Source organism: Paenibacillus dendritiformis (genome assembly GCF_021654795.1).
In the GTDB taxonomy this organism is placed as follows: Bacteria; Bacillota; Bacilli; order Paenibacillales; family Paenibacillaceae; genus Paenibacillus_B.
This window is the reverse complement of record NZ_AP025344.1, coordinates 5,199,180-5,223,778: the sequence shown is the minus strand read 5'-3', so window position 1 is coordinate 5,223,778 and position 24,599 is coordinate 5,199,180. Positions and strand designations below refer to the sequence as shown.

Sequence of the window (24,599 nt, the reverse complement as noted above, 5' to 3'; positions counted from 1 at the left end):
CAGGAGAATGTACATGTGTCCAGCCTCTTACGATCACGATCCCAAGGAGTCAGGAGAAAATGTACATGTGTCTTGCCTCTTACGGTCGGTATCCCAAGCAGTCAGGAGGATGTACATGTGTCCAGCCTCTTACGATCACGATCCCAAGGAGTCAGGAGAAAATGTACATGTGTCTTGCCTCTTACGGTCGGTATCCCAAGCAGTCAGGAGGATGTACATGTGTCCAGCCTCTTACGATCGCTATCCCAAGAAGTCAGGAGAGAATGTACAAGTGTCTTGCCTCTTATAGTCGCTATCCCCAAGCATCAGGAGAGAATGTACATGTATCTAGCCTCTTACGGTCGGTATCCCAAGCAGTCAGGAGGATGTACATGTGCCTTGCCTCTTTCGGTCGGTATCCCAAGCAGTCAGGAGAATGTACATGTGTCCAGCCTCTTATGATCACTCTCCCAAGCAGTCAGGATACCGTGTACCTCTATAACCCCTTGCATCCGCTATACCACTTGCGAGGCAGGGGTCATCTGAAGGAATGGAATAACGATCAAAAAGAGCAGAGTGGTCATATCCTGACTGGAGGGGATAGCTATCGAAGGAAGCAGAGTGGGTCATTTCCTGACCGAATGGGATAGTTATCAAAAGGACCCAGAGTGCGTCATATCTGACCGAATGGGATAGCGATCAAAAGGAACCAGGGTGGGTCATATCTGACACCGAATGGGATAGCGATCAAAAGGACCAGAGTGCGTCATATCTGACCGAATGGGATAGTGATCAAAAGGACCAGAGTGCGTCATATCTGACCGAATGGGATAGCGATCAAAAGGAACCTGAGTGCGTCATATCTGACCGAATGGGATAGCGATCAAAAGGAACCTAAGTGCGTCATATCTGACCGAATGGGATAGTGATCAAAAGGACCAGAGTGGGTCATATCTGACACCGAATGGGATAGCGATCAAAAGGACCAGAGTGCGTCATATCTGACCGAATGGGATAGTGATCAAAAGGACCCAGGGGGTGTAATATCTGACCGAATGGGATAGCGAGGTCTGATCGCGCGAAATGAATAAGATGACAATTGTCATATGGACATCATGACAGTCCATACTAACCGGCCCAGTCCCGAATCTTTATGATAAAGGCAGAAGCAAGGAGTGAGGGGGACCGCAAGATGGATGCAGTGATTGAGATGCGCAATGTCACGAAAAGGTTCAAAAATAAAACGGCGGTGAACGGGGTGTCGCTCGACATTATGCGAGGGTCCGTGGTTGCCATCCTGGGGCCGAACGGCGCGGGAAAAACGACGACGATTTCGATGCTGCTTGGCTTGATCGAACCGACCGAGGGAACGGTTAAGCTGTTCGGCCAGAACCCGAGTCATCTTCAAGTAAGGCAGCGGATTGGCGCTATGCTGCAGGACGTCAGTATTATCGACATGCTGAAGGTGCATGAGGTCATCGAGATGTTCCGCAGCTATTACCCGAAGCCGCTGGCGATGGAGCGGCTGATCGAGTTGACCGGCTTGAGCAAGCCGGAGCTGAATATGTATGCGGAGAAGCTGTCCGGCGGCCAGAAGCGCCGAGCCGGCTTCGCACTGGCGATGGCCGGTGACCCGGAGTTGGTCTTCTTCGACGAGCCGACGGTAGGGATGGATGTGGCCGCCCGGCGCCGCTTCTGGGAGCAGGTTCGTGTGCTGGTATCCGAAGGCAAGACGGTACTGTTCACGACGCATTATTTGCAGGAAGCGGATGATGCGGCCGACCGGATTATTTTATTCCATCAGGGGGAGATCGTGGAAGACGGCAAGCCGGAAGAGATTAAAGCGCGGCTGCTCAAAAAATCCGTCTCCTTCCGGCTCGAAGGAGATACGGCGGCAGCCTGCGCCAGCATTCGCCTGTGGCCGAATGTGTCGGATTGCGATTTGATCGGCGGGCGGATACATATCCGCACGGATGATACCGACGGCGTGCTGGCCGCGATGTTCGAGCGGCCGCTTCCGGCCCGGGATATTCGGATCGATCAAGGGCGTCTGGACGAGGCGTTCGAGCAATTAACCATGAGCAATCAGGAGGTCGCATACTGATGAAGCTGTTATTTCTTCAGTGCAAGATGGAACTGCTGCGCGTTATTCGCAACCCGTACTTTGTATTCTGGTCCCTGCTGATGCCAATGGTCTTCTATTTTATCTTTACCCGCATCGTGAATGTCGGCGTGGATAATAAGGCTTGGTGGCAGGCCCATTATTTGATGTCGATGACTGGATTCAGCATTATGGGATCGGCGATTATGACCTTGGGCATCCGCATCGTGCAGGAGCGCAAGAACGGATGGGCTGCATATATCCGAATTACGCCGCTGCAGGGCAGTATTTATTTTGCGGGGAAAATGTTCGGTCAGTTCATGATGCATTTGTTCTCGATTATCACTATTTTTCTGTGCGGGTATCTATTGAATGGAGTGTCCTTGTCCTGGTCTGCCTGGCTTAGCTGCGGCTTGTGGCTGTTGCTCGCATCGATCCCGTTCCTCGGGCTTGGCGCCCTCGTGGGGACGATGAAGCGGGTAGATACGGCGAGCGGCGTCAGCAACGCGATCTTCATGCTGCTGGCGATTACAGGGGGCATGTGGTTCCCGCTGGATATTATGCCGAAGTTCCTCCAGACGGCTGCGAAGCTGCTTCCGGCCTATCATTTCGGGGGAGGAGCCTGGGAGATTGTGCGCGGCGAGACGCCGCAATGGGAGCACGCACTGTTTTTGGCAGGTTATCTGCTTCTGTTTATGATACTATCTACGTATATCCGAAAAAAGCAGGAAGCGGTGTAGTTCATGTCCCGGACGAAGTTCAGCTTGTTCCCCAGACAGTTTGGATTTTATCCTTATATATGGTTAATCTATATGACCCTCTTTATTTACAATATGCAATTCGAGCATGGAGTAAAGAAAATCATCGGCTACGCGATGATCGCCTTATTCGTCGTAACCTATCGGCAGCTTTATTTCGCTTCGGGCCGGGCCTATGACTTTTGGATTGCGCTGCAGATGCTGTTAAGCGCTATTCTGCTCACGTTCTATAATCCCAACTATTTGTTTCTTGGTTTTTATACAGCGAACTTCATCTCATTTTATGAGGACAGGCGAAAATTCAATATTGCGTACGGCGTGCTTGTCGCGTACATCCTGTTGCCGATGTTATTCCATTTGCGAGCCATTCATGTGTCGGAGTATATCTTTTTCATCCCGTTTATTGCCATCATGCTGGCATCGCCATTCGGCATGCGGTCGATGCACCGGCGCCAGCAACTGGAGAAGGAGCTGGACCAAGCGAATGAGCAAATTCGGGAACTGGTGAAGCGGGAGGAACGGCTGCGCATTGCCCGCGATCTGCATGATACGCTCGGCCATACGCTGTCTCTTATTACGCTTAAGAGTCAATTGGTCGAAAAGCTGATTGCGAAGCAGGAGATGGATCGGGCGGGGGAGGAAGCGCGGGAGATTGGGCAGACCTCCCGGGCCGCGCTGCGGCAGGTGCGCGAACTCGTCTCCGATATGCGCGCCGTCACGGTTGCTCAGGAGCTGGTGGAATCCGAGCGGATGTTGGGGAGCGCCGGCATCGAGCTTCAGGTTCAAGGGGAACTGGCATTGGAGGGAGTTCCGGACCTGACGCAAAATATGCTTAGCCTGTGCATTCGGGAAGCGGTGACCAATATTGTCAAACACAGCCGGGCGAAGAGCTGCCTCATTCATATCGAGCGGACGAACGCGGAGATTCGGATTCGTCTGCAGGATGACGGTATCGGGTTACGCAGCGGAAGCGGCATGGGCAACGGTTTGAATGGCATGTCGGAACGGCTTGCCTTGATCGATGGAAGCTTGTCGCTGCATTCGGATGGGGGCGGCACACAATTGACGGTGGCGGTTCCGCTTATCGTCAAGAACGGGAAAGACGGAGGAGGTGCAGCATGATCAGGATCGTTATCGCCGAAGATCAGCGGCTGCTTCGCGGTGCGCTCGCATCCCTCCTTGATCTGGAGGATGATATTGAAGTGGTTGGGCAGGCCGGCGACGGGGATGAGGCGCTGGCGCTGATCGCAAGGCTGGAGCCGGACGTATGTCTGATGGATATTGAGATGCCTGCCAAAAGCGGTCTGGATGTAGCCGAAGAGCTGAAACGCCGGCGTTTGAATTCCCGGGTTATTATTTTGACGACTTTTGCCCGGCCGGGATATTTCGAGCGGGCCGTGAAATCCGGGATTCAAGGCTACCTCCTAAAGGATGAGCCGAGCGAACGGCTTGCCGAGGCGATACGCAACGTCATGCGGGGCGAGCGGGAGATTTCGCCGGAGCTCGCCTTTGCCGTAATTCGCGAAGAAGACAACCCGCTGACCGATCGGGAGCGTGAGATTTTGAAGCTTGCCGCCGAAGGGCGCACCGCGAATGAGATAGCATCGGCGCTGTATTTATCTTATGGCACCGTGCGCAATTACTTGTCCAGCATCATGAGCAAGCTGGAGGCCAGGACGCGCATCGAGGCTATCGAGATCGCAAGGTCCAAAGGATGGTTATAACCCCTTAGCAACAAGCCAGAGCCGCGTTCGGCTCTGGCTTGTCTCGTTGGTCAGCACAGCCGGGGCTATGGCGTGCGTGCGTCGCTGACAAGCTTCATCAGCGATTGGTAGCATTGTACCAGTTCATGGGGATCCTTGTAGTCCGCTTCGAACATGAAGGGGCCGCCGTAGCCGCTGTCGATTAGCGCTTGAAGCACTTCCGCCCAATTCACGATGCCCCGGCCGGGAAGCCAGTGGCGCTCGTCCACGCCGTCATAATCCGAGAGATGGAGGGTGCCGATGCGGTTCCCGAGGAAGCGGATGAACGCTTCCGGCTTCTCCGTCAGCAGATGGTTCGTGTCGCAACAGACGACAGCATCCGGCGCATCGCCGATCAAGGCAGCGATCTCGGCGCTGTTCCGGCCGAGGCAGGAACGCGGCAGATCCTCGACGGCCAGCTTCAGGCCGCGCAGACGGGCCCGCTCACTTAACTCGCTCACGGAGGCAGACGCCAGCTTCAGCCGCCGTTCTCTTTGCGCATCGGGAATCGGCTCGAAGCTCGGATGAATGACGGTCACCTGCGCGCCCCAGTCTCGTGCCCAATCCATCACGCGCGTATGGGCCTCGATGATGGCGAGGCGCTCGGCGTCATCGGGCGTAGAGATGTCCCACGGGTTCCCGAAGGGCAGATGAACCGACCAGATCTCGATGCCTGCCTTCCCGGCGGCATCCACGGCCTGCCGGTAGCGGGTGCGCATGGCGGGAGTAAGCCCTTCCTCTGGAGGGATATAGTTATCCAGATTCAGCTCAATATAAGCGATGCCGGCTTCTTTTAACTGCATAAGCGATACCGATTCCTTGTCGTACCAATACGTGCCCAGCTTCCATGGAGAGTGGGCTTCAGACATAGGCATCTCGCCTCCAATAAGATGAGGATGATTGCAGGGGAACTTTTCACTTACTCTACCATTGCAATGGGAAGGTGTAAATAAGACCGGACTCCCTCTCCAAATGATAATGGCGTCGAATTTCCCACGGCTTTTTCGTATCGATTTTTTTGGGGATTCGAGAGCTGGGCATCAGGTAAAAGATAGGAGAAACTTTTTTGCATCGAAAGCAGGGAAGAAAAGGGACGTAAGGATGTGTTATAGTATACATGAAATTAACATCAAAGGGAGGGAATGGGTTATGAAGCTGATTAAGGATGACATCCGGGCCGATGTTGTAATTATCGGCGGAGGATTGGGCGGCGTCGCGTCTGCCTTGTCCGCGGCTAGAATGGGAATGCGTGTGGTGATGACGGAAGAGACGGATTGGATCGGCGGTCAATTGACATCGCAGGCGGTTCCTCCCGATGAGCACAAGGCAATTGAGACGATGGGCTGCACCCGTACATACCGGGAGCTTCGCGAGCGGGTGCGGGCTTATTACCGGGCGAACTATCCGCTCACCGAGCAAGCGGCGAATAATCCCTTGCTCAATCCTGGGCGGGGATGGGTCAGCCGCCTATGCCATGAGCCGAAGGTGGCGCTGCGCGTGCTGCATGACATGCTGGCGCCGTACACGAGCAGCGGCCGGATTACGATTCTCTACGAGACGATTCCGGTGGAGGCCGAGACGGAAGGCGATATCGTCCGTTCGGTCACGGTATCGCATGTGCGCACCCAGCAGTTGACCCGCTTGACAGGTTCATACTTCCTCGACGCGACCGAATGCGGCGATCTGCTGCCGCTCGCAGGGGTGGAGCATGTGATCGGGGCCGAGTCCCGCGCGGAGACGGGCGAGCTGCATGCGTCCGAGAAGGCGAATCCCCTTGATATCCAGTCGTTCACTCATGTATTCGCCATCGAGTATTTCCCGGAAGGGAACTTTACGATCGAGAAGCCGGAACAATATGATTTCTGGCGGGAGTATGTTCCGGAGCCGTCCATCTATCCTCTGTTAAGCATGTATACGATCAATGTCAATGATCCGACCAAGTACCGCAAATTCAACCTGTTCTCCGACGGCCAGGATCCAATGCCGCTGTGGACGTACCGGCGGATTATCGATAAGTCCCTGTTCGAACCGGGCTTCTATGAGAGCGACATCACGCTGGTGAACTGGCCGCAGAACGATTACTACCTGGGCCCGATTATCGGCGTTAGCGAGGCGGAGAAGCGGCAGCACCTGGAGAATGCGAAGCAGTTGAGCTTCTCGCTCCTCTACTGGCTGCAGACGGAGATACCGCGGCCGGACGGCGGCAAGGGCTACCCGGGTCTTCGCTTGCGCACAGACGTGCTCGGCACGGCGGATGGCATGGCCAAAGCGCCGTACATTCGGGAATCGCGGCGTATCAAGGCGCGTTATACCATTACCGAAGCCGATGTCGGCAAGGAGATGCGGGGAGAGGCGGGAATACGCCGCTATACCGACAGCATCGGCGTGGGCAGCTATCATCTGGATCTTCATACGACAACGGCCTCGCACCGCAAGTTCTACCTGCCAAGCTATCCATATGAGATTCCGCTGGGCGCCCTCCTGCCTGTCCGGATGACCAATATATTGCCGGTATGCAAAAATATCGGCACGACTCAAGTGTCCAACGGCAGCTATCGGCTGCATCCGACGGAATGGAACATTGGCGAATCGGCAGGCTATCTGGTCGCCTATTCGCTGCAGCATAAGGTGACGCCGCATCAAGTGCATGAGGAGCCGTCCCATCTCGAATGCTTCCAGTCGCTTATTCAGGAGAATGGCGTTCAGATCCATTGGCCGGATGGCTTCGAGATGTAGTCTGGGCGGGACAGAATAGGGGGCCACGGCCCCCTATTTCAGGTTCGTCCCCCTGCCCGAGTTGCGCCGACCAAGCGCTTCGCCGAGGCGGTTCGGGAACGGCGCGGGAGAGGCGGACGGGTCAATGGGTCTTCATGCCGGTGCCAAGGACGGCGACGCGCTTCGTTCCGTGTTCCTCCAGCACTTTGACGCTGATCTGCGCCCCTTCCTGGAATTGCGGAATGTTTATCATATGAATGGCCGTTTTGATCTCCAATGGAAACGATTCTCCGTTCGGCATCGCCACGTCCAATGACAGCAGAACAACAGGTTGATCATCGATGTGGGTTGTTGTCGGCGACAGGGACATAATTGTGGCGGTGGCGGGGATGCCTCGCGTCATTACTTCATGCTCTTCTTGTCTCGCGCGCTTTTTCTTGCGCAAGATAGACGATACCACGCACAATACAATGATAATATCGATCACCAAAATTCCAATGATGATCCACAACGTCGTGTTCTCCATTCGGATTCTCCTTCGTCTCGGACAGGATGCCGCCGGATCCTGCCCGGCAAGCGGCTGAGCGCAGGGCCCGGAGGGGCTCTGGACCGCTATGTTGCTGTTAGCGGTATCCCATCTGCATCGTGTTGTGCCATCCCCTTCGCATACGTTCGGGCATAGAGAGGGGCACGGGCCGCCGCTACCGAACAATATACAGAAGAGGGGACTTCTATTGTATCAACCATTCATTTCCACCGTCCCGTGACTTTGGATTCATTTTGCGGCAATTTAGGCCCAAAATGTGGAACCGATACAGGACTTTTTCCCGGCATGTTGAAAAAGAATAGGTTGCCGTAACCGCTATAGGAAACCAATATCGCCACGGGAGGGCTATCTGTGATTGAAATTCGTTTATCGGTTGGCTATGAAGAATATGAAGACGGAGAGAGGATGTCTGCGCTGATCGAGAAGCTGGCAGCCGGAGAGCATAGCCAGCAGCTGGTCAGCTTGATTATCGGCGATTGGGGACAGGCCTACGAGGATTCCCCCGAGAGCTTCCTCGACACCTTGATTGCGAACCGGGAACGGTTCCCGAACTTGAAAAAGCTGTTCATCGGAGATATGGACTATGAAGATTGCGAGGTCTCCTGGATTATGCAGACGAACCTGTCTCCTGTGCTGAAGGCGTATCCGAATCTGGAATCATTCACGATCAAAGGAAGCACGGACCTGCGTCTGGAGCCCTTGGAGCATGCGCGGCTTAAGGAGTTGGTCATTATTTGCGGCGGACTGCCTGCAGAGGTGCTGGCCGACATCCGGAACGCGAAGCTGCCGGAGCTGCGGAAGCTGGAGCTGTATCTCGGCGTGGATGAGTACGGCTTCTCGGGTTCGATCGATGACGTGTTGTCTGTAGCGGATCCCGGTTTATTTCCGAAGCTGACCTACCTCGGATTGAAGGACAGCGAGATTCAGGACGAGATTGCGCAAGCGCTGGCCGATGCGCCGATTCTGGATCAACTGGAGACGCTCGATCTGTCATACGGCACCTTGTCGGATGCAGGCGCGGAAGCGCTGCTCGCCAGTGCCCGGATCAAGAAGCTGAAGCATCTTGATCTTAAATACCATTATATGTCGGACGAGATGGTGAAGCGCTGGCAAGATTCCGGACTTCCCGTCGATGTCAGCGATCAGCAGGATACGGAAGACGAATGGCGCTATCCGTTCCTGACGGAGTAGGGATAAGCATGTCTAGGCATGAACCAAGCGCCGATCTGGGTGCCGTGCGGGAAGGAACGGCAGGGCACGCCCCGTACATCCTGATCGGCAATGCCGGGAACCGGCGCACGGACGGTCTGCAGGCGGCCCGCCGCAGATTCGGGCTGGCGCCCGCGTTGCTGCTCACCTATCAGGAGCTGCTGCAGGGAGACGCCTCGCTGGAGGAATTGCTGGACCGCGTGCGCCGTTCGGGGGCGGGAAGCCCGATCATCCGCCTGGATGCTCCGGGCGAGCATCCCGAAGTCGAGCGGGAGCTGATCGCGCTCGGCGCCCTGAACGGATCCGCGGACGAGCAAGGGGCGCGGGGCCAGGAGAGCATCCCGGCGGAGTCGGCGCGGCGCCTTCCCGAAGAGCATGGGCGGATCCGCTATCCGGCCCAATGGTTCCGGGGCTATGGCCGCTTGCTCGCCCGGCTCCGGCTGCAGGCCTCATCGGCCGGCATCCCGGTGCGCTGGGTGAACGATCCCGCCGATATTGCGGTCATGTTCGACAAGCGGCGCTGCTGGGAGCATCTGTCCCGGCATGGCGTGCCGATCCCCGATCTCCCGGCCCCGGCCGGTTCGATTACCGGCTATGAAGGGCTGCAGGCGGCCATCCGGTCGAGCGGCATGCACCGCCTCTTCCTCAAGCTGGCCTGCGGCTCCGGAGCGGCCGGGGTCATTGCCTATCAGTGCCAGCCCTCGACCGGAGCCGAGCTGGCGGTCACGACGCTGGAGATGGAGGAACGGGCGGGAGAGACTGTCTTTTTCAATTCGGGACGCCTGCGGCAATACCGGGATCATGCGGTGATCCGCCGAATGGTCGATTGGCTCTGCGGAGAAGGGGCTCATGCGGAGCGCTGGATCGCGAAGGAGCGCCTCGACGGCAAATCATTCGATGTCCGCCAACTCGTCGTGAACGGGTCGGCTTGCCATGCCGTCTTGCGGCTCAGCTCCAGCCCGATCACGAACCTGCACCTGCGGAATGAGCGCCGTCCGATGGACGAAGGCATGATCGCTTCCGGGGTGGCGGAAGCGGTAGCCTCGACCGCGGAAGCGGCCTTGGCGTCCTTCCCGGCCTCGTCCGTGGCGGGAATCGACGTGCTCGTCCGGCGCGGCAGCGGGATGACCTATGCCGTCGACATCAATCCCTTCGGCGATCTGCTCTATCGGGTCGAATATGAAGGGTGGGACACCTACGAATGGCAGATGCGCCAACTGCAAGAAAGGAAAAATCACCAATGATCGATATGAATCAAATCGTGGGCACCCACGATATTGTCATGATAACGCTCGACACGCTGCGGTATGACGCGGCGAAGCTGGAGGAAGCGAACTGTCCGAACCTGTGCGCGGACGGCCCGTGGGAGAAGCGGCATACGCCGGGCAGCTTCACCTATGCGGCGCACCATGCCTTTTTCGGAGGCTTCCTGCCTACGCCGGCGAACACCGATAAGGCATCTCATATCCGGCTGTTCCATACGCGCAATACCGGATTGAAGACCCATCCGCACACATGGCAATTCGATGCGCCGGATATCGTCTCCGGCCTGGCGGCGGAAGGATACCGGACGATATGCATCGGCGGGGTTATTTTTTTCACGAAAAAGAACAAGCTGGCCAAAGTGCTGCCCGGCTATTTCCAGGAGAGCTATTGGCGGATGACCTTCGGGGTGACGAACCCGCGCTCCACCGAGCATCAGGTGCAGCATGCGCTCAAGCTGCTGGATCGGGCCGATCCGGGGCAGCGGCTGTTCCTGTTCCTGAATGTGTCGGCGATTCACGGGCCGAACCATTATTTCATTCCCGGCGCGAGGGAGGATTCAGTCGAGACGCAGCGGGCGGCGCTGCGCTATGTGGACAAGCAGCTTGGCGATCTGTTCGATGCGCTGCGCAAGCGGGGCAAGACATTTTGCATGGCGTTCTCCGATCACGGCACCGCTTATGGCGAGGATGGCTATCATGGGCATCGCCTTGCGCACGAGGTCGTATGGAATGTGCCGTACCGGGAGTTTTTTCTATGATGAGAGAGGGGAGAGGCATGATGAGGGCGCCGCAATCAATTCCGGCCGGGGTGAACGGGCCAATGGACAGGGGAACAGACAGGCTGACGGATAGACGGGCGGAAGGCCGAACGGAGGGGCAGGCTGACGAGCCAAGGAGCGAAATAATGGACGAACTGGCAGAGGAGCGGCGGCGTTGGCTGCGAGCTCCGTACCGATCGTATCTGTATTCGTATCCGCACAAGACGGCTTACCGTCCCCTTGAGCCGGCGCTGCCGTTGGAGGAGCTGTGGAAGCGGGAGGAGACGGACTATTACTTCCTCTATATGCATATCCCGTTCTGCGGCGCCCGGTGCGGCTTCTGCAATCTGTTCACGCTGCCGGACCGGCGGGCCGATGTGCATGAGCAGTATGTGGATGCGCTGGAGCGGCAGGCCCGGCAATGGGCGCCCTGGTTCGCCGGCCGGCCTTTTTCCCGCTTTGCCGTCGGCGGGGGGACGCCCACGCTGCTGGAGGCCCCCCTGCTGAACCGGCTGTTCGATATTGCGGAGCGGGTGATGGGACTGGATCCGTCGCAGGCATCCGTCTCGGTGGAGACATCGCCGGACACGGTGACGGAGGAGCGGCTGCATGTCCTCAAGGATCGGCTGACGGACCGCGTCAGCATCGGCATCCAGAGCTTCGTCGAGCAAGAAGCGGCGGCGATCTACCGGCCGCAGAAGCCGCGGTTGGCCGAGGAAGCGCTGGAGCGGCTGATGGCATTCGGCTTCCCATTGGTAAATGTCGATCTGATCTACGGTTTGCCAGGGCAGACGCCGGACTCTTGGCTGTACTCGCTGGAGAAGGCGATCGCCTACGGGCCGGGGGAGATCTTCATCTACCCGCTGTATACGCGGGAGAATACGATACTGAAGCCCGATCAGATGCGCAAGCAGGGCGCGGACATCCGGCTGGAGCTGTACGAGATGGCGCGCCAACGGCTGGAGGAAGCGGGGTATACGCAGTACTCGATGCGGCGCTTCTCCAAGGTGAACGGCTTCGATCACAAGCGGATTCTGCCCTTCAGCTGTCAGGAGGAAGGGATGGTCGGCCTGGGCTGCGGAGCCCGCTCGTATACGCGCCGCGTGCATTATGCGTCGCGCTACGGGGTAAGCCAAGCGGCGACGAGAAGCATCATCGCCGACTATGTGGCAGCGGAGCGGCATGATCGGGCCGATTACGGCTTCGTGCTGAACGAGGCGGAACAGAAGCGGCGCTATCTGCTGAAGGCGATTCTTCATCGCGAAGGGCTGGAGCTGGCCGCCTATGCGGAGCGCTTCGGCAGCGAGGCGATGCGGGATCATCCCGAGCTTGAGCAGCTGCTTCGCCTCGGCCTGGCCGAGCTGGAAGCGGGCGTGCTGCGTCTGACGACGCTCGGGATGGCGTATTCCGACGCGATCGGGGACGAGTTGATCTCCGCCGGCGTAAGAGAGCGGATGGAAGGATATGAGTTGCGATGAGGGCGGTGCTCTATTATCGGGGGAAGCTGTCGTCCTGCAACTATGCCTGTCCGTACTGCCCGTTCAGCAAAACCAAGGACAGCAGGGAGACGCTGGCCGAGGACAAGCGTCAGCTGGAGACGTTCATGGGCTGGATCCGGGCGCAGGAGGAAGCCGGGCATCGGCTGGCCTTGTTTTTCAATCCGTATGGGGAGGCGCTGATTCACCGTTGGTACAGGGAGGCGATGACCGAGCTGTCTGCGCTTCCGCACATCGAGAAGGTGGCCATTCAGACGAACCTGTCCTGCCGGTTGGATTGGACGGAGCGGCTGAACCGGGACAAGGCGGCCTTCTGGGTCACGTATCATCCGGGCCAGACAAGCCTGGACGGCTTTCTGTCGCAATGCATGCGGCTGTACGAGCAGGGCATCTCCTTCAGCGTCGGAACCGTCGGGGTCAGAAGCGCCTTCGGCGCGATCGAGGAGATCCGGCGCTTGCTGCCGGAAGACGTGTACGTCTGGGTGAACGCCTATAAGGATCGGCCGGATTATTATACGGCGGAAGAAGTGAAGCGGCTGCAGGTCGTCGATCCTTATTTTGCGATCAATCTGAGGGATTACGATAGCCTCGGCCGGCCCTGCGCAGCGGGGGAGACCGTCTTCTACGTTCAGGGCTCCGGCATCGTGAAGCGCTGCTATCAGGATCGGCGCGTCATCGGCCACCTGTACCGGGACGGGCTGGAAGGACTGTCGGCAGAGCGTGCCTGCGGGATGAAGAGCTGCGGCTGTTATATCGGATATATTCATATGCCGGAATTGGAGCTGGGCGCAATGTATGCGGAGGGATTGCTGGAACGCATCCCTGCGCGGCATGGCTCCATGCGCAAGGAGGGAACAACGATTGTCTGAACACGCATTCACATTATGGCTGACGGGATACTCCGGGGCGGGCAAGACGACGATGGCGCATGCGATCGCGTCCGCGCTCCGGTCGCATGGCCGCCGGGCCGAATGTCTGGACGGCGATGAGCTTCGGGCCGCCATTGGCAAGGGGCTTGGCTTCAGCCGGGAAGACCGGATGGAGAATATCCGCCGGATCGTATATATAAGCGGGCTGCTGGCCCGCAACGGAATTATTCCGGTCGTCTCGGTGATCAGCCCGTACCGGGATATGCGCGCATACGCAAGCGAGCAGTTGGCGCCTTTCGTCGAAGTGTTCGTCGATTGTCCGCTCGACGAGTGCGAGCGGCGCGATCCGAAGGGCTTGTACGCGCGGGCCCGGCAGGGAGATATTCCGATGTTCACCGGCGTCTCGGATGTGTATGAGCCTCCCGAGGCCCCCGAGATTGTCCTTCCGACGGACCGCTGCTCCGTGGAGGAAGGAGTGCAGCTCGCCCTTAACCGGCTGAAGGAGCTGTCCTTGCTGGCCTAGAAGTCATGCTCAAGGCTCTTCGCCAGGCCGCGGGCATCCGAATTCCCGGACCGGAGACGGTGAGGGGCAAATAATGGTGCAGCAAGGAAATCGGTCGGCCGTAATGCTACTCCTGACCGGCTTCGTTCAGATAAGGCCGAACATCTTCGATCGGGATGGCAAGTCCGACATCGATCGATTCCTCGCCCTGCTTCACGGTCGAGGTGGCGAAGACGACGGCGATGACGCGGCCCTGCTCGTTCACGACTGGGCTGCCGCTGTTGCCTGAATGGATCGGAGCCTGAATCATCAGCACGGGCCGCTCGCGCTGCTGCAGCGGGGCCAGACCGAGAATCTGGCCTTCGATCGCGATATGGTAGAAGGAGAGCGGGTTGCCAATGATATGAACTTGGGCGCCTTCCCGCCATCCGGAGTTCGTCTCCAGCGGCAGGGCAGGCAAAGAGTCGGTATTCTCCCGCAGCTTCAAAACCGCTACATCCAGGGCAGCGTCGCTAGCGATCACATCGGCGAGATAGGTTTGATTGTTTTGAAACGTGACCGATCCGGTCTTGTCCTCCGCCATCACATGGCGGTTCGTAATGATGATGCCTTCCGCGGCCACATTGAAGCCGGTACCCTTCCGATCGCGCGCATTGACGATGACGACCGCCTGCTTGTACTGCCGGATCTGTTCACTCTGCGATAATTCTTTGTCCGCATGGAGGAAGCGGAGGGCAGGGAGATTATAGATCTGCGGCCAGAATGCGATCACATTGCCGAACAGCATCAGGGCCAGCAGTACCGTGATCGATTTTGTCATCCATTGTCTTCGCGGACCAGGATCTGGATCCTCCTCTTCGTCCTCGCCTTCTCCAATCCACTCCTCGAATTCTGCTGCGGTTAACGGTTCCGAATAGCCCTGTTGCGGCCATTCGCCGGGCCGCTGCGCTATGGCAGACTGCTCCCGTTCGCTGGAGGCTTCCGCATATCCGGCCCGGGCCTGTTCCCGGCCGTACTCTTCTTCCCTCGCGTCCCAAGCTTCCATCGTCTCCTTGCGGGCGGCTGAGACATCCCCGGCATCCACGATCTCGCTTCCGGAGCTCCCTAGAACGGAACGCTGTGCCGATTCCACGGCCGGGGCCGGATCGGACGATCGCTTCGCATCGTTCGGCTTGCTTGGATTCATCGCTTTTTCCTCCTCGCATCAGATTCGTGGAGAGAACCTGGAATATGTCATGCCCTTGCGGCAGGGCTCATACGGGTATTATAGCAAATCGCCTCCCGGCAACGAACCAATCGGCTCTGTCTGGATGGGGGACGGGATGCAAAGCGCGGCGTGAAATAGTAGAATGAGGAAGAAATCTCGCAGCTGCCGGCCGATCCTGATTGAAGAGGGATTTTGGCGGGTACTTATTGTCGAGAGGGTCGTTCGGTGCCTGAGCAGCATAAAGCAATCAAGCTTATTCGTTCTTTTCGCCAGGCAGAGAAGAGAATGTTCCCCCCCCAAGCTGATCATGAAGAGGAGGAATCCCCAATGTTATGGGATGTACGAATCAATGTGCACCGCTACGATCCTTATCATTCCTGGTATGCGCATCCGGGCGCGAGACCAGCGCATCGGAGAGACCGCTCCCGCAGCAAGCCCAGCTTTTATGACATTCTCCATGAGAAGCGGAAGCGGGCAGGCCAACGGGAGCGACAAGCAGACCGGCAGGCCAAGCCGGGGAAGGAGCGGGCCATCGTTACCCGGCTTGCGCGGCTGCAGCCTCCGCTCGGGTAGCTGCGGCCCGGGCACCGCCCCCGTGGTATCCACATCCTGCATTTTGCCGGTATGAGGATGCCGCCCTAATACGTTACGCGTTATCCGAGATGTTCAAGAATGGTCCGGTATGCCGTGACCGCCTCGAAGTCGTGAACATTGAAGACGGCCGGATCGACGCCGGACTTGACGATGACGGCATGATGCCGCCGATTGATATAGATCTGTTGCCCGTAAATGCCGCGGGCCATCACCTCCGAGCCGTCGCTGCCGAGCGGTGTCCACCACTGATACTGATAGCCGAAGCAATCCTCGGCTTGCCCCGCCTGCAGGTCGGACCGATCGGGAATGACCGATTCCTTCATCCACTTCTCCGAAATGATCTGCCGGCCGTTCCAGGCTCCCTGATGAAGGACAAGGCGGCCGAATTTCGCGTAGTCCCGCAAAGCGGCATTCAAGAAGGCGAATGCAATCTCATTGCCGTGCAGGTCTGTGTTCCAATAAGCATCGTATTCCATGCCAAGCGGCTGCCACAGCTTTTCCTCCAAATAAGACGATAACTTTTTCCCGGTCGTCCGCTCCAGCAGCATACATAACACTTCGGTATCCACGCTCTTATATTGGTAATGTCCCGGCGGCTGCAAGCGCGTCAGCTTGCGAACGTACTGTGAGATCGGCACCGCCGATTCCCCGAAGACATCGTTCATAAAGGTATAAATCTCCGCATCGGGATCGGCGTAGTCTTCGTTGAAGCGAACGCCGGAGGACATTTGCAGCACATCTTTGATGGTAGCCCCTTCATAGCCGCTTCCGGCCAGCTCCGGCAAGTACCGCGTTACCGGATCATGGACGTCCCGTATCGCGCCTTCGTCGAAGGCGATGCCCATCAGGGCCGAGACGAACGATTTGGCGACCGACATCGACGTGGCGGTCGATTCCCGCGTATATCCCTTATAATAACGCTCAGTTACGATGACATCATCCTTGATGACCAGCCAACCGGTAGCTTTCACCTTGTCCATATATTCCCCGACGGTGGAGGATTGTCCGTTGTAGCTGTAACGGACATCGCCCAGATTTTGCAAGTTCTCGGAGAATCGGAACTTATCCGCAGGCGCTTGAATATCGCGCTTCGGCAAAATATGGTCCATATTGCGGAAATTCCAGGCAATATGATCCTCGTGCAGCAGCGTCTCCAGCTTGGCGAGATCATATTGGGGCCCGCATCCCCCGGTGTGCACAGCTGTCTTCATCGTTTCTCAAGCCTCCCATAATCAATCTGTGCGTCTGCTCGACACTTCCTTCATTGTACTGTACCCTGCGGGGGAGTACAAATTTTACCATGAATTCAAGGGGACGGAACAGGAATTGTCCGCTGTGTGTTGAAGTGTTGGGAGAAGGTATTGTTAAGGAACTATGTATAAAAGGCCAGGACCCGGTGACTAGCGGGCAGATTTGAGTATGCGGAAACAAGGCTGCCGATGCTGGTTCGGCGCGCATAGCTTTTTCCAGGTAAGTGGGGGCGGAAAATGGGAGCGGTAAATCGGAAGGAGGCATTAACGTGGACACGAGGAGCAGATGCCAAGAGCTGCTGCACAGACAAAAACTTTCGCGGAAAAACGCCGCTGCCCATGTCATGGAGCTGCTGGATCACGAGTTCGGAATTCAATCGCAGATTTTCAGCCATTCCTTACTGGCGGTACAGTGCAGAATGCAGAACAAGGTCTCCTTGCATGATATCCAGTTCTTAATCGCGGACGAGAAAAAATTAATCAGGACGTGGTCGCTTAGGGGGACGCTGCATCTGATGCGAACAGCGGATGCCGCTCTGATGTGGAGCGCGCTCGGCACGGAATGGGCGGCCCGATGGGGAACGTATCTGAATCAGCATGTCACGGAATATGAGAAGCAGCTTGTCTCCGAGGCGGTGCTCTCCTCCTTATCCGATGGACCGAAGACGCGCGAGCAGTTAAAAGCCGAACTGAAGCAATCGTTGACCCTCGAGCCTGCTCTCATCGACTATTTACTGTCTTCGTGGGGCGGCATCCTTAAGGACTTGTCTTATCAGCGGATGGTGATTCACGGGAACCCGTGTGATCCGGACATCGCATTCCATCTTACAAGCTCGTGGCTGCGGGATCGCCCCGACGTCTATCATACGTATGATCAGGTAGAAGCGCTTGGCCTCATTCTGTTGCGCTATTTACAGGCTTATGGTCCGGCAAGAGCCGAGGATTTTGCGTACTGGTCGGGGATTACGGTCACGTTGGCCAAAAAAATCTTCAAAAATAGAAGTGCCGACCTCATTTCGATTGGCGACCTGTACGATAACAAAAATATCTATAGAACAGTCGCTACGGCCGACGTTCCGACAGTGAAGCTGCTGCCGAAGTTCGATCCTCTGTTATTGGGGCATAAAGAAAAGTTTTATATGGAAAGCGAGCATTATAAAAAGGTTTATGGCGCTGCGGGCCATGTCCATGCGGCTGTCATGCTACACGGCATGATAGCGGGAACATGGAGAGTCAAAGGTAAAAAAGTGGACATGCGCCTGTTTGGGGATGCAGATGAAGGTTTGCGGGCCGAACTCCGCCGCGAAGCGGAGATAACAGCCTCTTTTTTTCATCAAAGCTCTCGGCTGCATCATGCTGACGGCTAACCCTTCTTCCGTAATTTCCGACCTCGAATGCGCCGTTGATTGTCACGCCCGCCGCGTTCGAAGCGGGAGCATAAACCGAAGCTGCATCCCGGCCGGGGCTGCAGTTTTTTGTGCGCAGCGGCACGGCGCTTCAGGCCGAGGGCGCGCTATGAATCGCCGGTGGCGAATGAAGCGCGGCGAATAGCGAATAAAAGCCATGCCCTGCGCATCTCTATGTCCTGAAGGACGTTGCACGCTGCACGGCAGTACCAATCCTGCAAAATTACACTATTTACTCCTTTGAAAGGCGAATTTTTTACTGATTCCTGCAAAAATACATCATTTTCCTACCTATACCTTGCGTTAAAGCCGAAACGGATGAAAATCCTGCCTTTTTGCAGGATTCTTTTTTCCAGCAAAGGGGGCAGACGAAAATGCTGCATATTTCAGGCTGTTGGAAAACCCCTGTTTATTTTGTGAAGGGGTGGAGATGGTCCATTTTCCTCATCCAAACTTTGGCTCTTAGAGCGTTTTAAATCGATTTTCTCTACTGGGAGAAGAGATCAATCACAAGTAAAAAGCCCCATAGACTACTCAATGGCCTGATTTTACGGGATCCAAGCGACCGCGTCGGATGCTGGGGGCATCATCGCATTATCCGGCCTGCTGGAAGCATTATCGGCCTGCTCGAAGCATCGTTGCCTCCTGGGGCTTGGACGTGCGGAGGAAATTGCTGCTATTTTACAGGAATTTCGGCTTAATGAGTCCACATCCCGAGGAATTGCTGCAAATCTACATCATTTTAGGCCCTTTTGCTTCAAGCCGAAGCGAAACGGGTGAAATTCCTGTAATTTTGCAGGATTCCGTTTCTGGACTAGTCATCCATATCGAATTGCTGTATTTATGCAGGATTTCGCTTACTGAATAGGAGCGTCTGGAGAAATCGTGGAGTTTTGCGGATTTCGACTGCCGGATGGGCGTGTCTAGGGAAATGGTGCAGTTTTCAGGATGGTGGAAATATCCATTTTCCGACTCAAAACTTCTTTCTCAACAGCCTGATATTTGCAGCACTTTCTTTTCCAACAAACGTTCATTACCGAGGAATCCTGCACTTTGGCAGCAATGAGGAGCAGCTTCTGGCGATCCCTGCCCAAGGGGCAGTAGTTTATTCATTAGTATTTACGATTTTATATAGTGAAAGTGATTACTTTCACTAATAAGCAGGAATTCCTGTGCTATCATGAGGATGTGGTGCACAGTACTGTTACGCTGCAGACAAACACAACAAGAGAAGACAAGGGGTTTAAGCGAGATGAAGAGGATGAAAAAAGCGGGACTAATGATGCTTGTCCTGTGTATGGTCGCGATGCTGGCGGCATGCGGGAGCGGGAACAAAGATGGCAAGGAGGCCAATAATGGAGGGGATCGGATCGTAACATCCATCGGGGAAGGCGATGGCAAGCACGGTACGATTAAGGTTGAGGTCACGTTTGAGAACGATGAGATTAAAGATATTAAAGTGCTCGAGCAGAAAGAAAACGAGGTGTTGGCCGAGCCGGTATATAAAGAGCTGAAAGAGATCATGATCGCCTCGAACAGCGCGGAGGCGGATGCGATCAGCGGCTCGACGGTCACAAGCCAAGGCTACATCGACGCGGTGAAGGATGCGGTAGCGAAGGCGGGCTTGACGCTCGTTGCGAAGCAGGCGGCTGGAAAAACCCAGACAGACGAGCCGGCAGAGCAGACATATGATGTCGTCATTATCGGGGCTGGCGGCGCCGGATTCAGTGCGGCGTTGGAAGCGAAGCAGGCCGGCGCTTCGGTGGTGCTGCTGGAGAAAATGCCTAGCGTAGGCGGCAACACGCTGATTTCGGGCGGTGAAATGAATGCGGCCAACACATGGGTGCAGAAAAACTTGGGCATTGAAGACAGCACCGATCTGTTTATTGAAGATACGCTCAAAGGCGGAGATAATGCCGGCGATCCGGAAATGGTCCGCGTCCTGGCCGAGAACGCGACCGCGGCGGCAGAATGGCTGAAGGATGCGGTGAAGGTGAACTTCCTGGAGGATCACCTGTTCCAATTCGGCGGCCATTCCGTCAAGCGCGCGCTCATTCCGGAAGGGCATACGGGCGCCGAACTGATTACGAAGCTGAAAAAGCAACTGGACGAGATGGGCATCGATCTGAAGACAAATACGAAGGCCGAGAAGCTGCTCACGGATGAGAGCGGTAAAGTGATCGGCGTCGAAGCAGCCGGAGCGAACGGCGGCACCATCACCTTCCATGCCAACAAAGGCGTCATTATTGCATCGGGCGGCTTCGGATCCAATGTCGAAATGAGAAAGCAATATAATCCGGAATACGATGAAAAATATATGACGACGGATGCCCCGGGAACGACGGGAGACGGAATCGTGATGGCGCAGGCGGTCGGCGCCGCCCTGACCAATATGGAGAGCATTCAGACTTATCCGGTATGCAATCCGAAGACCGGCGTGATCTCGCTTGTGGCGGACAGCCGTTTTGACGGAGCGATTCTCGTCAATCAGAGCGGCCAGCGTTTCGTCGAAGAGCTGGAACGCCGCGATGTCATTTCCAAGGCGATTTTGGCCCAGGAAGGCGGCTATGCCTACCAGTTGTGGAACCAGGAAATTGGAGACATCAGCAAAACCGTCGACACGCATAAAGACGAATATGAAATGCTCGTCAAAGACGGCCTTTTGTATAAAGCCGATACGCTGAAAGAAGCGGCCGAATTTTTCAAAATCGATCCGGAAGCGCTGCAGGCGACAATCGACCGCGTCAACAAATTCGCCAAGTCCGGAAAAGACGAGGACTTCAACCACCGCGCGGGATTGAAGGATATGAGCAAAGGGCCTTATTATATTCAAAAAGCGGTGCCTTCCGTTCACCATACGATGGGCGGACTTGTGATCAATAAGACGACACAGGTGCTGAACGAGCAAGGCCAGCCGATTGCGGGCCTATTCGCCGCAGGCGAGGTCACGGGCGTCATTCACGGCAAGAACCGGCTTGGCGGAAATGCGATTGCCGATGCCATCACCTTCGGGCGCATCGCCGGCCAGCAAGCGGTCAAATAAATAGCAAAGGGAAAGAAGCCGAAGCGAAGCCGCAGCATCAAGCTGCGGCTTTCAGGTTGTAGACAAACTCACGCGAATACTGCAACCTCGGGGTTTTTTTACGTTTTTATCCCTATTTAAAGACGAAATTTCCTATGTTATACCCTATTAAAAGGCGGTGAATGCTTGAAATTATCTCATAAAAAACAAGCCTGTCGACAATGGCATTGCCGAGATAGGCCGCCTTGTACACGGTGTCATTCAGCAATTCCCTGATAGGCGGCGGATTCCATTCCGTGAGAACCAACTCCTTGTCAGACAACCCTTGCTCGGCCTGCAGCCTCATCTCCTGCGCAAGCATGTCTCGCAAGTACACCGGATTCGGAGAGATCCCCATATGAACTCCTCCGCTATTCGGTCTCGATGCAAAGGGAGCCCCAGCGGAGCGGCCAGTTCGGCATAAAGCACCTCTTCGATATAGTCATACGGATAGAAATGAAGCGGTATGAAGTCCGGCAAACACGGATTGCTGCGGCAGAACGCAAAAAATTCAGCCGCGGCGAGCGGATGGTGATGATTCATCCTGGCGCGCAGCCGCTCCGAAACGCCCTTCAAGGTCTGATTGGTTCGCAAATACATCTCCATATCACCTTCCATCGTTCCCGGCCAGAACGTCTGCAGAGTCTGCAGCTCCGGTCATCCACTCACTAAATCCCCGGTATCTCCCGCCACTCTAGTCATCTGCTGCACCAATCCTGCAATATCTCCCGCCACTCCAGCCATCTGCTGCACCAATCCTGCAATATCTCCCGCCACTCCAGTCATCTGCTGCACCAATACTGCAGTATCTCCCGCCACTCCAGTCACCTGCTCCACCAATCCTGCAGTATCTCCCGCCACTCCAGTCACCTGCTGCACCAATCCTGCAATATCTCCCGCCACTCCAGTCATCTGCTGCACCAATCCTGCAGTATCTCCCGCCACTCCAGTCACCTGCTGCACCAATACTGCAGTATCTCCCGCCACTCCAGTCACCTGCTCCACCAATACTGCAAAAATGCAGTAATTTCCTTGACACGCGGTTGCGAAAATACGATTACTGCAAAAATACAGCAATTAGCACACGGCGAGTCATAATTAGCGTTTAAAATGGCGGAATAATGTAATTTCGCAGGATTTTCTCGGAATTTAGCCTATTGAGGTTAAAAATGCTGCGCCTGTGCAGCAATTTCATACGGAGATCAGCTTGCTTCATGCGCAGATGCGCAGACCATCAAGCTTCACGCAGGGACCAGCTAGCCCTAACCTAACCAACCTGTTCTGCCTTCCCCGGCCCCGCCCTTCCTAAGAAAAAAGACGGTCGACAGGACTTTGTCGACAGTCTGAAAGCCGCAGCGTCAAGCTGCGGCTTTTGGCATGGGGCCGGGCGTTAAAGCAAGCCTTTGGCCTGAAGACGCCTGCATCTTGTGACCGAGGTGCAGGCTTTTTTGCTTTTTTGGCTGCAGTGATTCGATCTGAGGAAGGCTGCCTAATTTTGTTATATAACAAGAAAAAAATTCAAAAACAGTATTGAACAGTTCTTTCCAGTGTTATATAATGACCTCAACAAAACAGTTTTGTTATATAACAGTAAAGAGGGGGTGCACGGCATGGATTGTCCTGTATGCGGCGGCAATGGCGATTTGGACTGCTTTAAATGCATGAGCCCGATGACTGAAGGCCAGGAACATCAGGATTGCCCGCTATGCGAGGGCAGGCGGTTTCTTCCTTGCAGCCGGTGCTCCGGCAACGGTTACCTGGAGCAGGAAGCATGAAGCGAATGAAATTAGAATCATGGAGGGGATTGACGATGAGCGGAACAGGGAGAACGGAACTTGAGCAGATGAAGGAACATTGGTCTGGAGCCCGTTATCAGGGCATCCGGCGCCCATATTCGCCGGAAGACGTGCTGAGATTGCGGGGGTCTGTGAAAATCGAATATACATTGGCCCGGCGCGGCTCCGCGAAATTGTGGGATCTGCTTCATTCGGAAGACTATATTCATGCGCTGGGGGCCTTGACCGGCAATCAAGCCGTGCAGCAAGTCAAAGCGGGACTGAAGGCCATCTATCTCAGCGGATGGCAGGTGGCGGCGGATGCGAACCTGTCCGGACAGATGTATCCCGACCAGAGTCTGTATCCGGCGAACAGCGTTCCCCATGTCGTGAAGCGAATCAATCAGGCCTTGCAGCGCGCCGATCATATCCAGCATTCCGAGGGCAAGAATGACATCGATTTCTTCGCGCCCATCATCGCGGATGCCGAGGCCGGCTTCGGAGGCCCGTTGAATGTATTCGAGCTCGTGAAGGCCATGATCGAAGCGGGAGCCGCGGCGGTCCATCTGGAGGACCAGCTTGCCTCGGAGAAGAAATGCGGCCATATGGGCGGCAAGGTGCTGCTCCCGACCGGTCAGGCGATTCGCCATCTGATCGCCGCGAGGCTGGCGGCGGACGTGATGGGGGTGGATACGGTGCTCATTGCCCGGACGGATGCGAATGCGGCGCAGCTCCTCACCAGCGACATCGACGGCAACGATCGGCCTTTCCTGACCGGAAAACGTTCGACGGAAGGCTTCCATTACGTCAGGGCGGGACTGGAGCAAGCGATAGCGCGGGGCCTGGCTTATGCCCCTTACGCCGACATGGTCTGGTGCGAGACCTCCGAACCGAATCTGGAGGAGGCGGAACGGTTCGCGCAAGCCATTCACGCCCGCTATCCCGGCAAGTTGCTGGCGTATAACTGCTCCCCATCCTTCAATTGGAGGCGGAAGCTGAGCGACAAGGAGATCGCGACCTTCCAGCAGAAGCTGGGCGCCATGGGCTACAAGTTCCAGTTCGTCACCTTGGCCGGCTTCCACGCCTTGAACCACAGCATGTTCCAACTGGCCAAGGGGTACAAGGAGCGGGGGATGCAAGCCTACTCCGAGCTGCAGCAAGCGGAGTTCGCCAGCGAGGCGGAAGGCTATGAGGCGGTCCGCCATCAGCGGGAAGTGGGAGCCAGTTATTTTGACGAAGTGACGCAGATTATTGCCGGAGGTCTGGCCAGCACGACGGCGTTGGCGGGTTCGACCGAACAGGAGCAATTCAGCCGGTAATGAACGATATTTCGGCACTGCAGCCATTTTAAAAAGGGGGGTTCGA

General features: G+C 56.2%; 21 protein-coding genes. 15 read left to right on the top strand and 6 right to left on the bottom strand.

Annotation, left to right across the window (positions count from 1 at the left end; all coding sequences use genetic code 11):
- The first annotated feature begins 1,171 nt into the window (after positions 1–1,171).
- Genes L6439_RS23180 through L6439_RS23165 form a run of 4 tightly spaced genes read left to right on the top strand, consistent with a single transcriptional unit; the run spans position 1,172 to position 4,562 of the window.
- The gene (locus tag L6439_RS23180) at positions 1,172–2,083 is read left to right on the top strand and encodes an ABC transporter ATP-binding protein (RefSeq protein WP_213470672.1); all 912 of its coding nucleotides are present in this window, start codon (positions 1,172–1,174) and stop codon (positions 2,081–2,083) included.
- The gene (locus L6439_RS23175) at positions 2,083–2,820 is read left to right on the top strand and encodes an ABC transporter permease (protein ID WP_213470674.1); all 738 of its coding nucleotides are present in this window, start codon (positions 2,083–2,085) and stop codon (positions 2,818–2,820) included. The genes L6439_RS23180 and L6439_RS23175 overlap by 1 nt, the downstream gene beginning before the upstream one ends.
- Before the next feature lie 3 nt (positions 2,821–2,823).
- Positions 2,824–3,960 (top strand): sensor histidine kinase, encoded by a 1,137-nt coding sequence (locus tag L6439_RS23170; RefSeq protein WP_213470676.1) that lies wholly within the window; start codon positions 2,824–2,826, stop codon positions 3,958–3,960.
- Positions 3,957–4,562 (top strand): response regulator transcription factor, encoded by a 606-nt coding sequence (locus L6439_RS23165; RefSeq protein WP_213470678.1) that lies wholly within the window; start codon positions 3,957–3,959, stop codon positions 4,560–4,562. Before L6439_RS23170 ends, L6439_RS23165 begins: the two co-directional genes overlap by 4 nt.
- 65 nt (positions 4,563–4,627) lie before the next feature.
- Here the strand turns inward: L6439_RS23165 and L6439_RS23160 are convergent, their stop codons facing one another.
- Complete coding sequence (locus L6439_RS23160; protein ID WP_213470680.1) at positions 4,628–5,449, bottom strand: sugar phosphate isomerase/epimerase family protein; 822 nt, start codon at positions 5,447–5,449, stop codon at positions 4,628–4,630.
- Between the two features lie 280 nt (positions 5,450–5,729).
- Here L6439_RS23160 and L6439_RS23155 point away from each other — a divergent pair, with 280 nt between their 5' ends.
- Entirely contained in the window at positions 5,730–7,316 is a 1,587-nt protein-coding gene (locus L6439_RS23155; RefSeq protein WP_168181952.1) for an FAD-dependent oxidoreductase, read from the top strand.
- A gap of 121 nt (positions 7,317–7,437) precedes the next feature.
- Here L6439_RS23155 and L6439_RS23150 read toward each other — a convergent pair whose 3' ends face one another.
- Positions 7,438–7,821 (bottom strand): hypothetical protein, encoded by a 384-nt coding sequence (locus L6439_RS23150; RefSeq protein ID WP_168181954.1) that lies wholly within the window; start codon positions 7,819–7,821, stop codon positions 7,438–7,440.
- Positions 7,822–8,196: 375 nt separating this feature from the next.
- On the opposite strand from L6439_RS23150, the gene L6439_RS23145 reads away from it, so the two are divergent.
- The 6 genes from L6439_RS23145 to cysC all read left to right on the top strand — a co-directional run bounded on the left by L6439_RS23145 (position 8,197) and on the right by cysC (position 13,962).
- Positions 8,197–9,033 carry an STM4015 family protein gene (locus L6439_RS23145; RefSeq protein WP_172878911.1) on the top strand — a complete coding sequence of 279 codons (837 nt, stop codon included), beginning with the start codon at positions 8,197–8,199 and terminating at the stop codon, positions 9,031–9,033.
- An 8-nt stretch (positions 9,034–9,041) separates the two neighbouring features.
- The gene (locus L6439_RS23140) at positions 9,042–10,295 is read left to right on the top strand and encodes an STM4014 family protein (protein WP_237096618.1); all 1,254 of its coding nucleotides are present in this window, start codon (positions 9,042–9,044) and stop codon (positions 10,293–10,295) included.
- The gene (locus tag L6439_RS23135; protein ID WP_168181957.1) at positions 10,292–11,074 is read left to right on the top strand and encodes an STM4013/SEN3800 family hydrolase; all 783 of its coding nucleotides are present in this window, start codon (positions 10,292–10,294) and stop codon (positions 11,072–11,074) included. Before L6439_RS23140 ends, L6439_RS23135 begins: the two co-directional genes overlap by 4 nt.
- 146 nt (positions 11,075–11,220) lie before the next feature.
- Complete coding sequence (locus L6439_RS23130) at positions 11,221–12,552, top strand: STM4012 family radical SAM protein (protein ID WP_168181972.1); 1,332 nt, start codon at positions 11,221–11,223, stop codon at positions 12,550–12,552.
- Positions 12,549–13,439, top strand: a complete 891-nt coding sequence (locus L6439_RS23125; protein WP_213470682.1) for an STM4011 family radical SAM protein — start codon at positions 12,549–12,551, stop codon at positions 13,437–13,439. The genes L6439_RS23130 and L6439_RS23125 overlap by 4 nt, the downstream gene beginning before the upstream one ends.
- Positions 13,432–13,962, top strand: a complete 531-nt coding sequence (cysC, locus tag L6439_RS23120) for an adenylyl-sulfate kinase (protein ID WP_237096617.1) — start codon at positions 13,432–13,434, stop codon at positions 13,960–13,962. The genes L6439_RS23125 and cysC overlap by 8 nt, the downstream gene beginning before the upstream one ends.
- 106 nt (positions 13,963–14,068) lie before the next feature.
- Here the strand turns inward: cysC and L6439_RS23115 are convergent, their stop codons facing one another.
- Entirely contained in the window at positions 14,069–15,127 is a 1,059-nt protein-coding gene (locus L6439_RS23115; protein WP_213470686.1) for a S1C family serine protease, read from the bottom strand.
- A 348-nt stretch (positions 15,128–15,475) separates the two neighbouring features.
- Between L6439_RS23115 and L6439_RS23110 the strand changes: the two genes are divergently transcribed.
- Positions 15,476–15,721, top strand: a complete 246-nt coding sequence (locus L6439_RS23110; RefSeq protein WP_168181964.1) for a hypothetical protein — start codon at positions 15,476–15,478, stop codon at positions 15,719–15,721.
- Between the two features lie 80 nt (positions 15,722–15,801).
- On the opposite strand, the gene L6439_RS23105 is transcribed toward L6439_RS23110, so the two are convergent.
- Complete coding sequence (locus L6439_RS23105; RefSeq protein ID WP_168181966.1) at positions 15,802–16,953, bottom strand: serine hydrolase domain-containing protein; 1,152 nt, start codon at positions 16,951–16,953, stop codon at positions 15,802–15,804.
- Between the two features lie 308 nt (positions 16,954–17,261).
- Here L6439_RS23105 and L6439_RS23100 point away from each other — a divergent pair, with 308 nt between their 5' ends.
- Positions 17,262–18,359, top strand: a complete 1,098-nt coding sequence (locus tag L6439_RS23100; RefSeq protein ID WP_213470688.1) for a winged helix DNA-binding domain-containing protein — start codon at positions 17,262–17,264, stop codon at positions 18,357–18,359.
- Positions 18,360–19,650: 1,291 nt separating this feature from the next.
- Complete coding sequence (locus L6439_RS23095; RefSeq protein ID WP_168180527.1) at positions 19,651–21,441, top strand: flavocytochrome c; 1,791 nt, start codon at positions 19,651–19,653, stop codon at positions 21,439–21,441.
- A gap of 112 nt (positions 21,442–21,553) precedes the next feature.
- Here the strand turns inward: L6439_RS23095 and L6439_RS23090 are convergent, their stop codons facing one another.
- Together L6439_RS23090 and L6439_RS23085 are read right to left on the bottom strand one after the other, a co-directional pair.
- Complete coding sequence (locus tag L6439_RS23090) at positions 21,554–21,817, bottom strand: hypothetical protein (RefSeq protein ID WP_213470690.1); 264 nt, start codon at positions 21,815–21,817, stop codon at positions 21,554–21,556.
- Between the two features lie 299 nt (positions 21,818–22,116).
- A complete protein-coding gene (locus L6439_RS23085) occupies positions 22,117–22,425 on the bottom strand; it encodes a hypothetical protein (RefSeq protein ID WP_213470692.1) in 309 nt (102 codons plus the stop codon).
- Between the two features lie 844 nt (positions 22,426–23,269).
- On the opposite strand from L6439_RS23085, the gene aceA reads away from it, so the two are divergent.
- Entirely contained in the window at positions 23,270–24,553 is a 1,284-nt protein-coding gene (aceA, locus tag L6439_RS23080) for an isocitrate lyase (protein WP_168180529.1), read from the top strand.
- Positions 24,554–24,599 lie beyond the last annotated feature (46 nt).

What these genes read in the sequence shown, in the direction of transcription:
- L6439_RS23140 (WP_237096618.1), top strand. Translation starts at nt 9,042, where the DNA reads ATGTCTAGGCATGAACCAAGCGCCGATCTGGGTGCCGTGCGGGAAGGA.
- L6439_RS23155 (WP_168181952.1), top strand. Translation starts at nt 5,730, where the DNA reads ATGAAGCTGATTAAGGATGACATCCGGGCCGATGTTGTAATTATCGGC.
- L6439_RS23180 (WP_213470672.1), top strand. Translation starts at nt 1,172, where the DNA reads ATGGATGCAGTGATTGAGATGCGCAATGTCACGAAAAGGTTCAAAAAT.
- L6439_RS23105 (WP_168181966.1), bottom strand. Translation starts at nt 16,953, where the DNA reads ATGAAGACAGCTGTGCACACCGGGGGATGCGGGCCCCAATATGATCTC.
- L6439_RS23115 (WP_213470686.1), bottom strand. Translation starts at nt 15,127, where the DNA reads ATGAATCCAAGCAAGCCGAACGATGCGAAGCGATCGTCCGATCCGGCC.
- L6439_RS23110 (WP_168181964.1), top strand. Translation starts at nt 15,476, where the DNA reads ATGTTATGGGATGTACGAATCAATGTGCACCGCTACGATCCTTATCAT.
- aceA (WP_168180529.1), top strand. Translation starts at nt 23,270, where the DNA reads ATGAGCGGAACAGGGAGAACGGAACTTGAGCAGATGAAGGAACATTGG.
- L6439_RS23165 (WP_213470678.1), top strand. Translation starts at nt 3,957, where the DNA reads ATGATCAGGATCGTTATCGCCGAAGATCAGCGGCTGCTTCGCGGTGCG.
- L6439_RS23170 (WP_213470676.1), top strand. Translation starts at nt 2,824, where the DNA reads ATGTCCCGGACGAAGTTCAGCTTGTTCCCCAGACAGTTTGGATTTTAT.
- L6439_RS23130 (WP_168181972.1), top strand. Translation starts at nt 11,221, where the DNA reads ATGGACGAACTGGCAGAGGAGCGGCGGCGTTGGCTGCGAGCTCCGTAC.
- L6439_RS23150 (WP_168181954.1), bottom strand. Translation starts at nt 7,821, where the DNA reads ATGGAGAACACGACGTTGTGGATCATCATTGGAATTTTGGTGATCGAT.
- L6439_RS23135 (WP_168181957.1), top strand. Translation starts at nt 10,292, where the DNA reads ATGATCGATATGAATCAAATCGTGGGCACCCACGATATTGTCATGATA.
- L6439_RS23090 (WP_213470690.1), bottom strand. Translation starts at nt 21,817, where the DNA reads ATGGGGATCTCTCCGAATCCGGTGTACTTGCGAGACATGCTTGCGCAG.
- L6439_RS23095 (WP_168180527.1), top strand. Translation starts at nt 19,651, where the DNA reads ATGAAGAGGATGAAAAAAGCGGGACTAATGATGCTTGTCCTGTGTATG.
- L6439_RS23175 (WP_213470674.1), top strand. Translation starts at nt 2,083, where the DNA reads ATGAAGCTGTTATTTCTTCAGTGCAAGATGGAACTGCTGCGCGTTATT.
- L6439_RS23160 (WP_213470680.1), bottom strand. Translation starts at nt 5,449, where the DNA reads ATGTCTGAAGCCCACTCTCCATGGAAGCTGGGCACGTATTGGTACGAC.
- L6439_RS23125 (WP_213470682.1), top strand. Translation starts at nt 12,549, where the DNA reads ATGAGGGCGGTGCTCTATTATCGGGGGAAGCTGTCGTCCTGCAACTAT.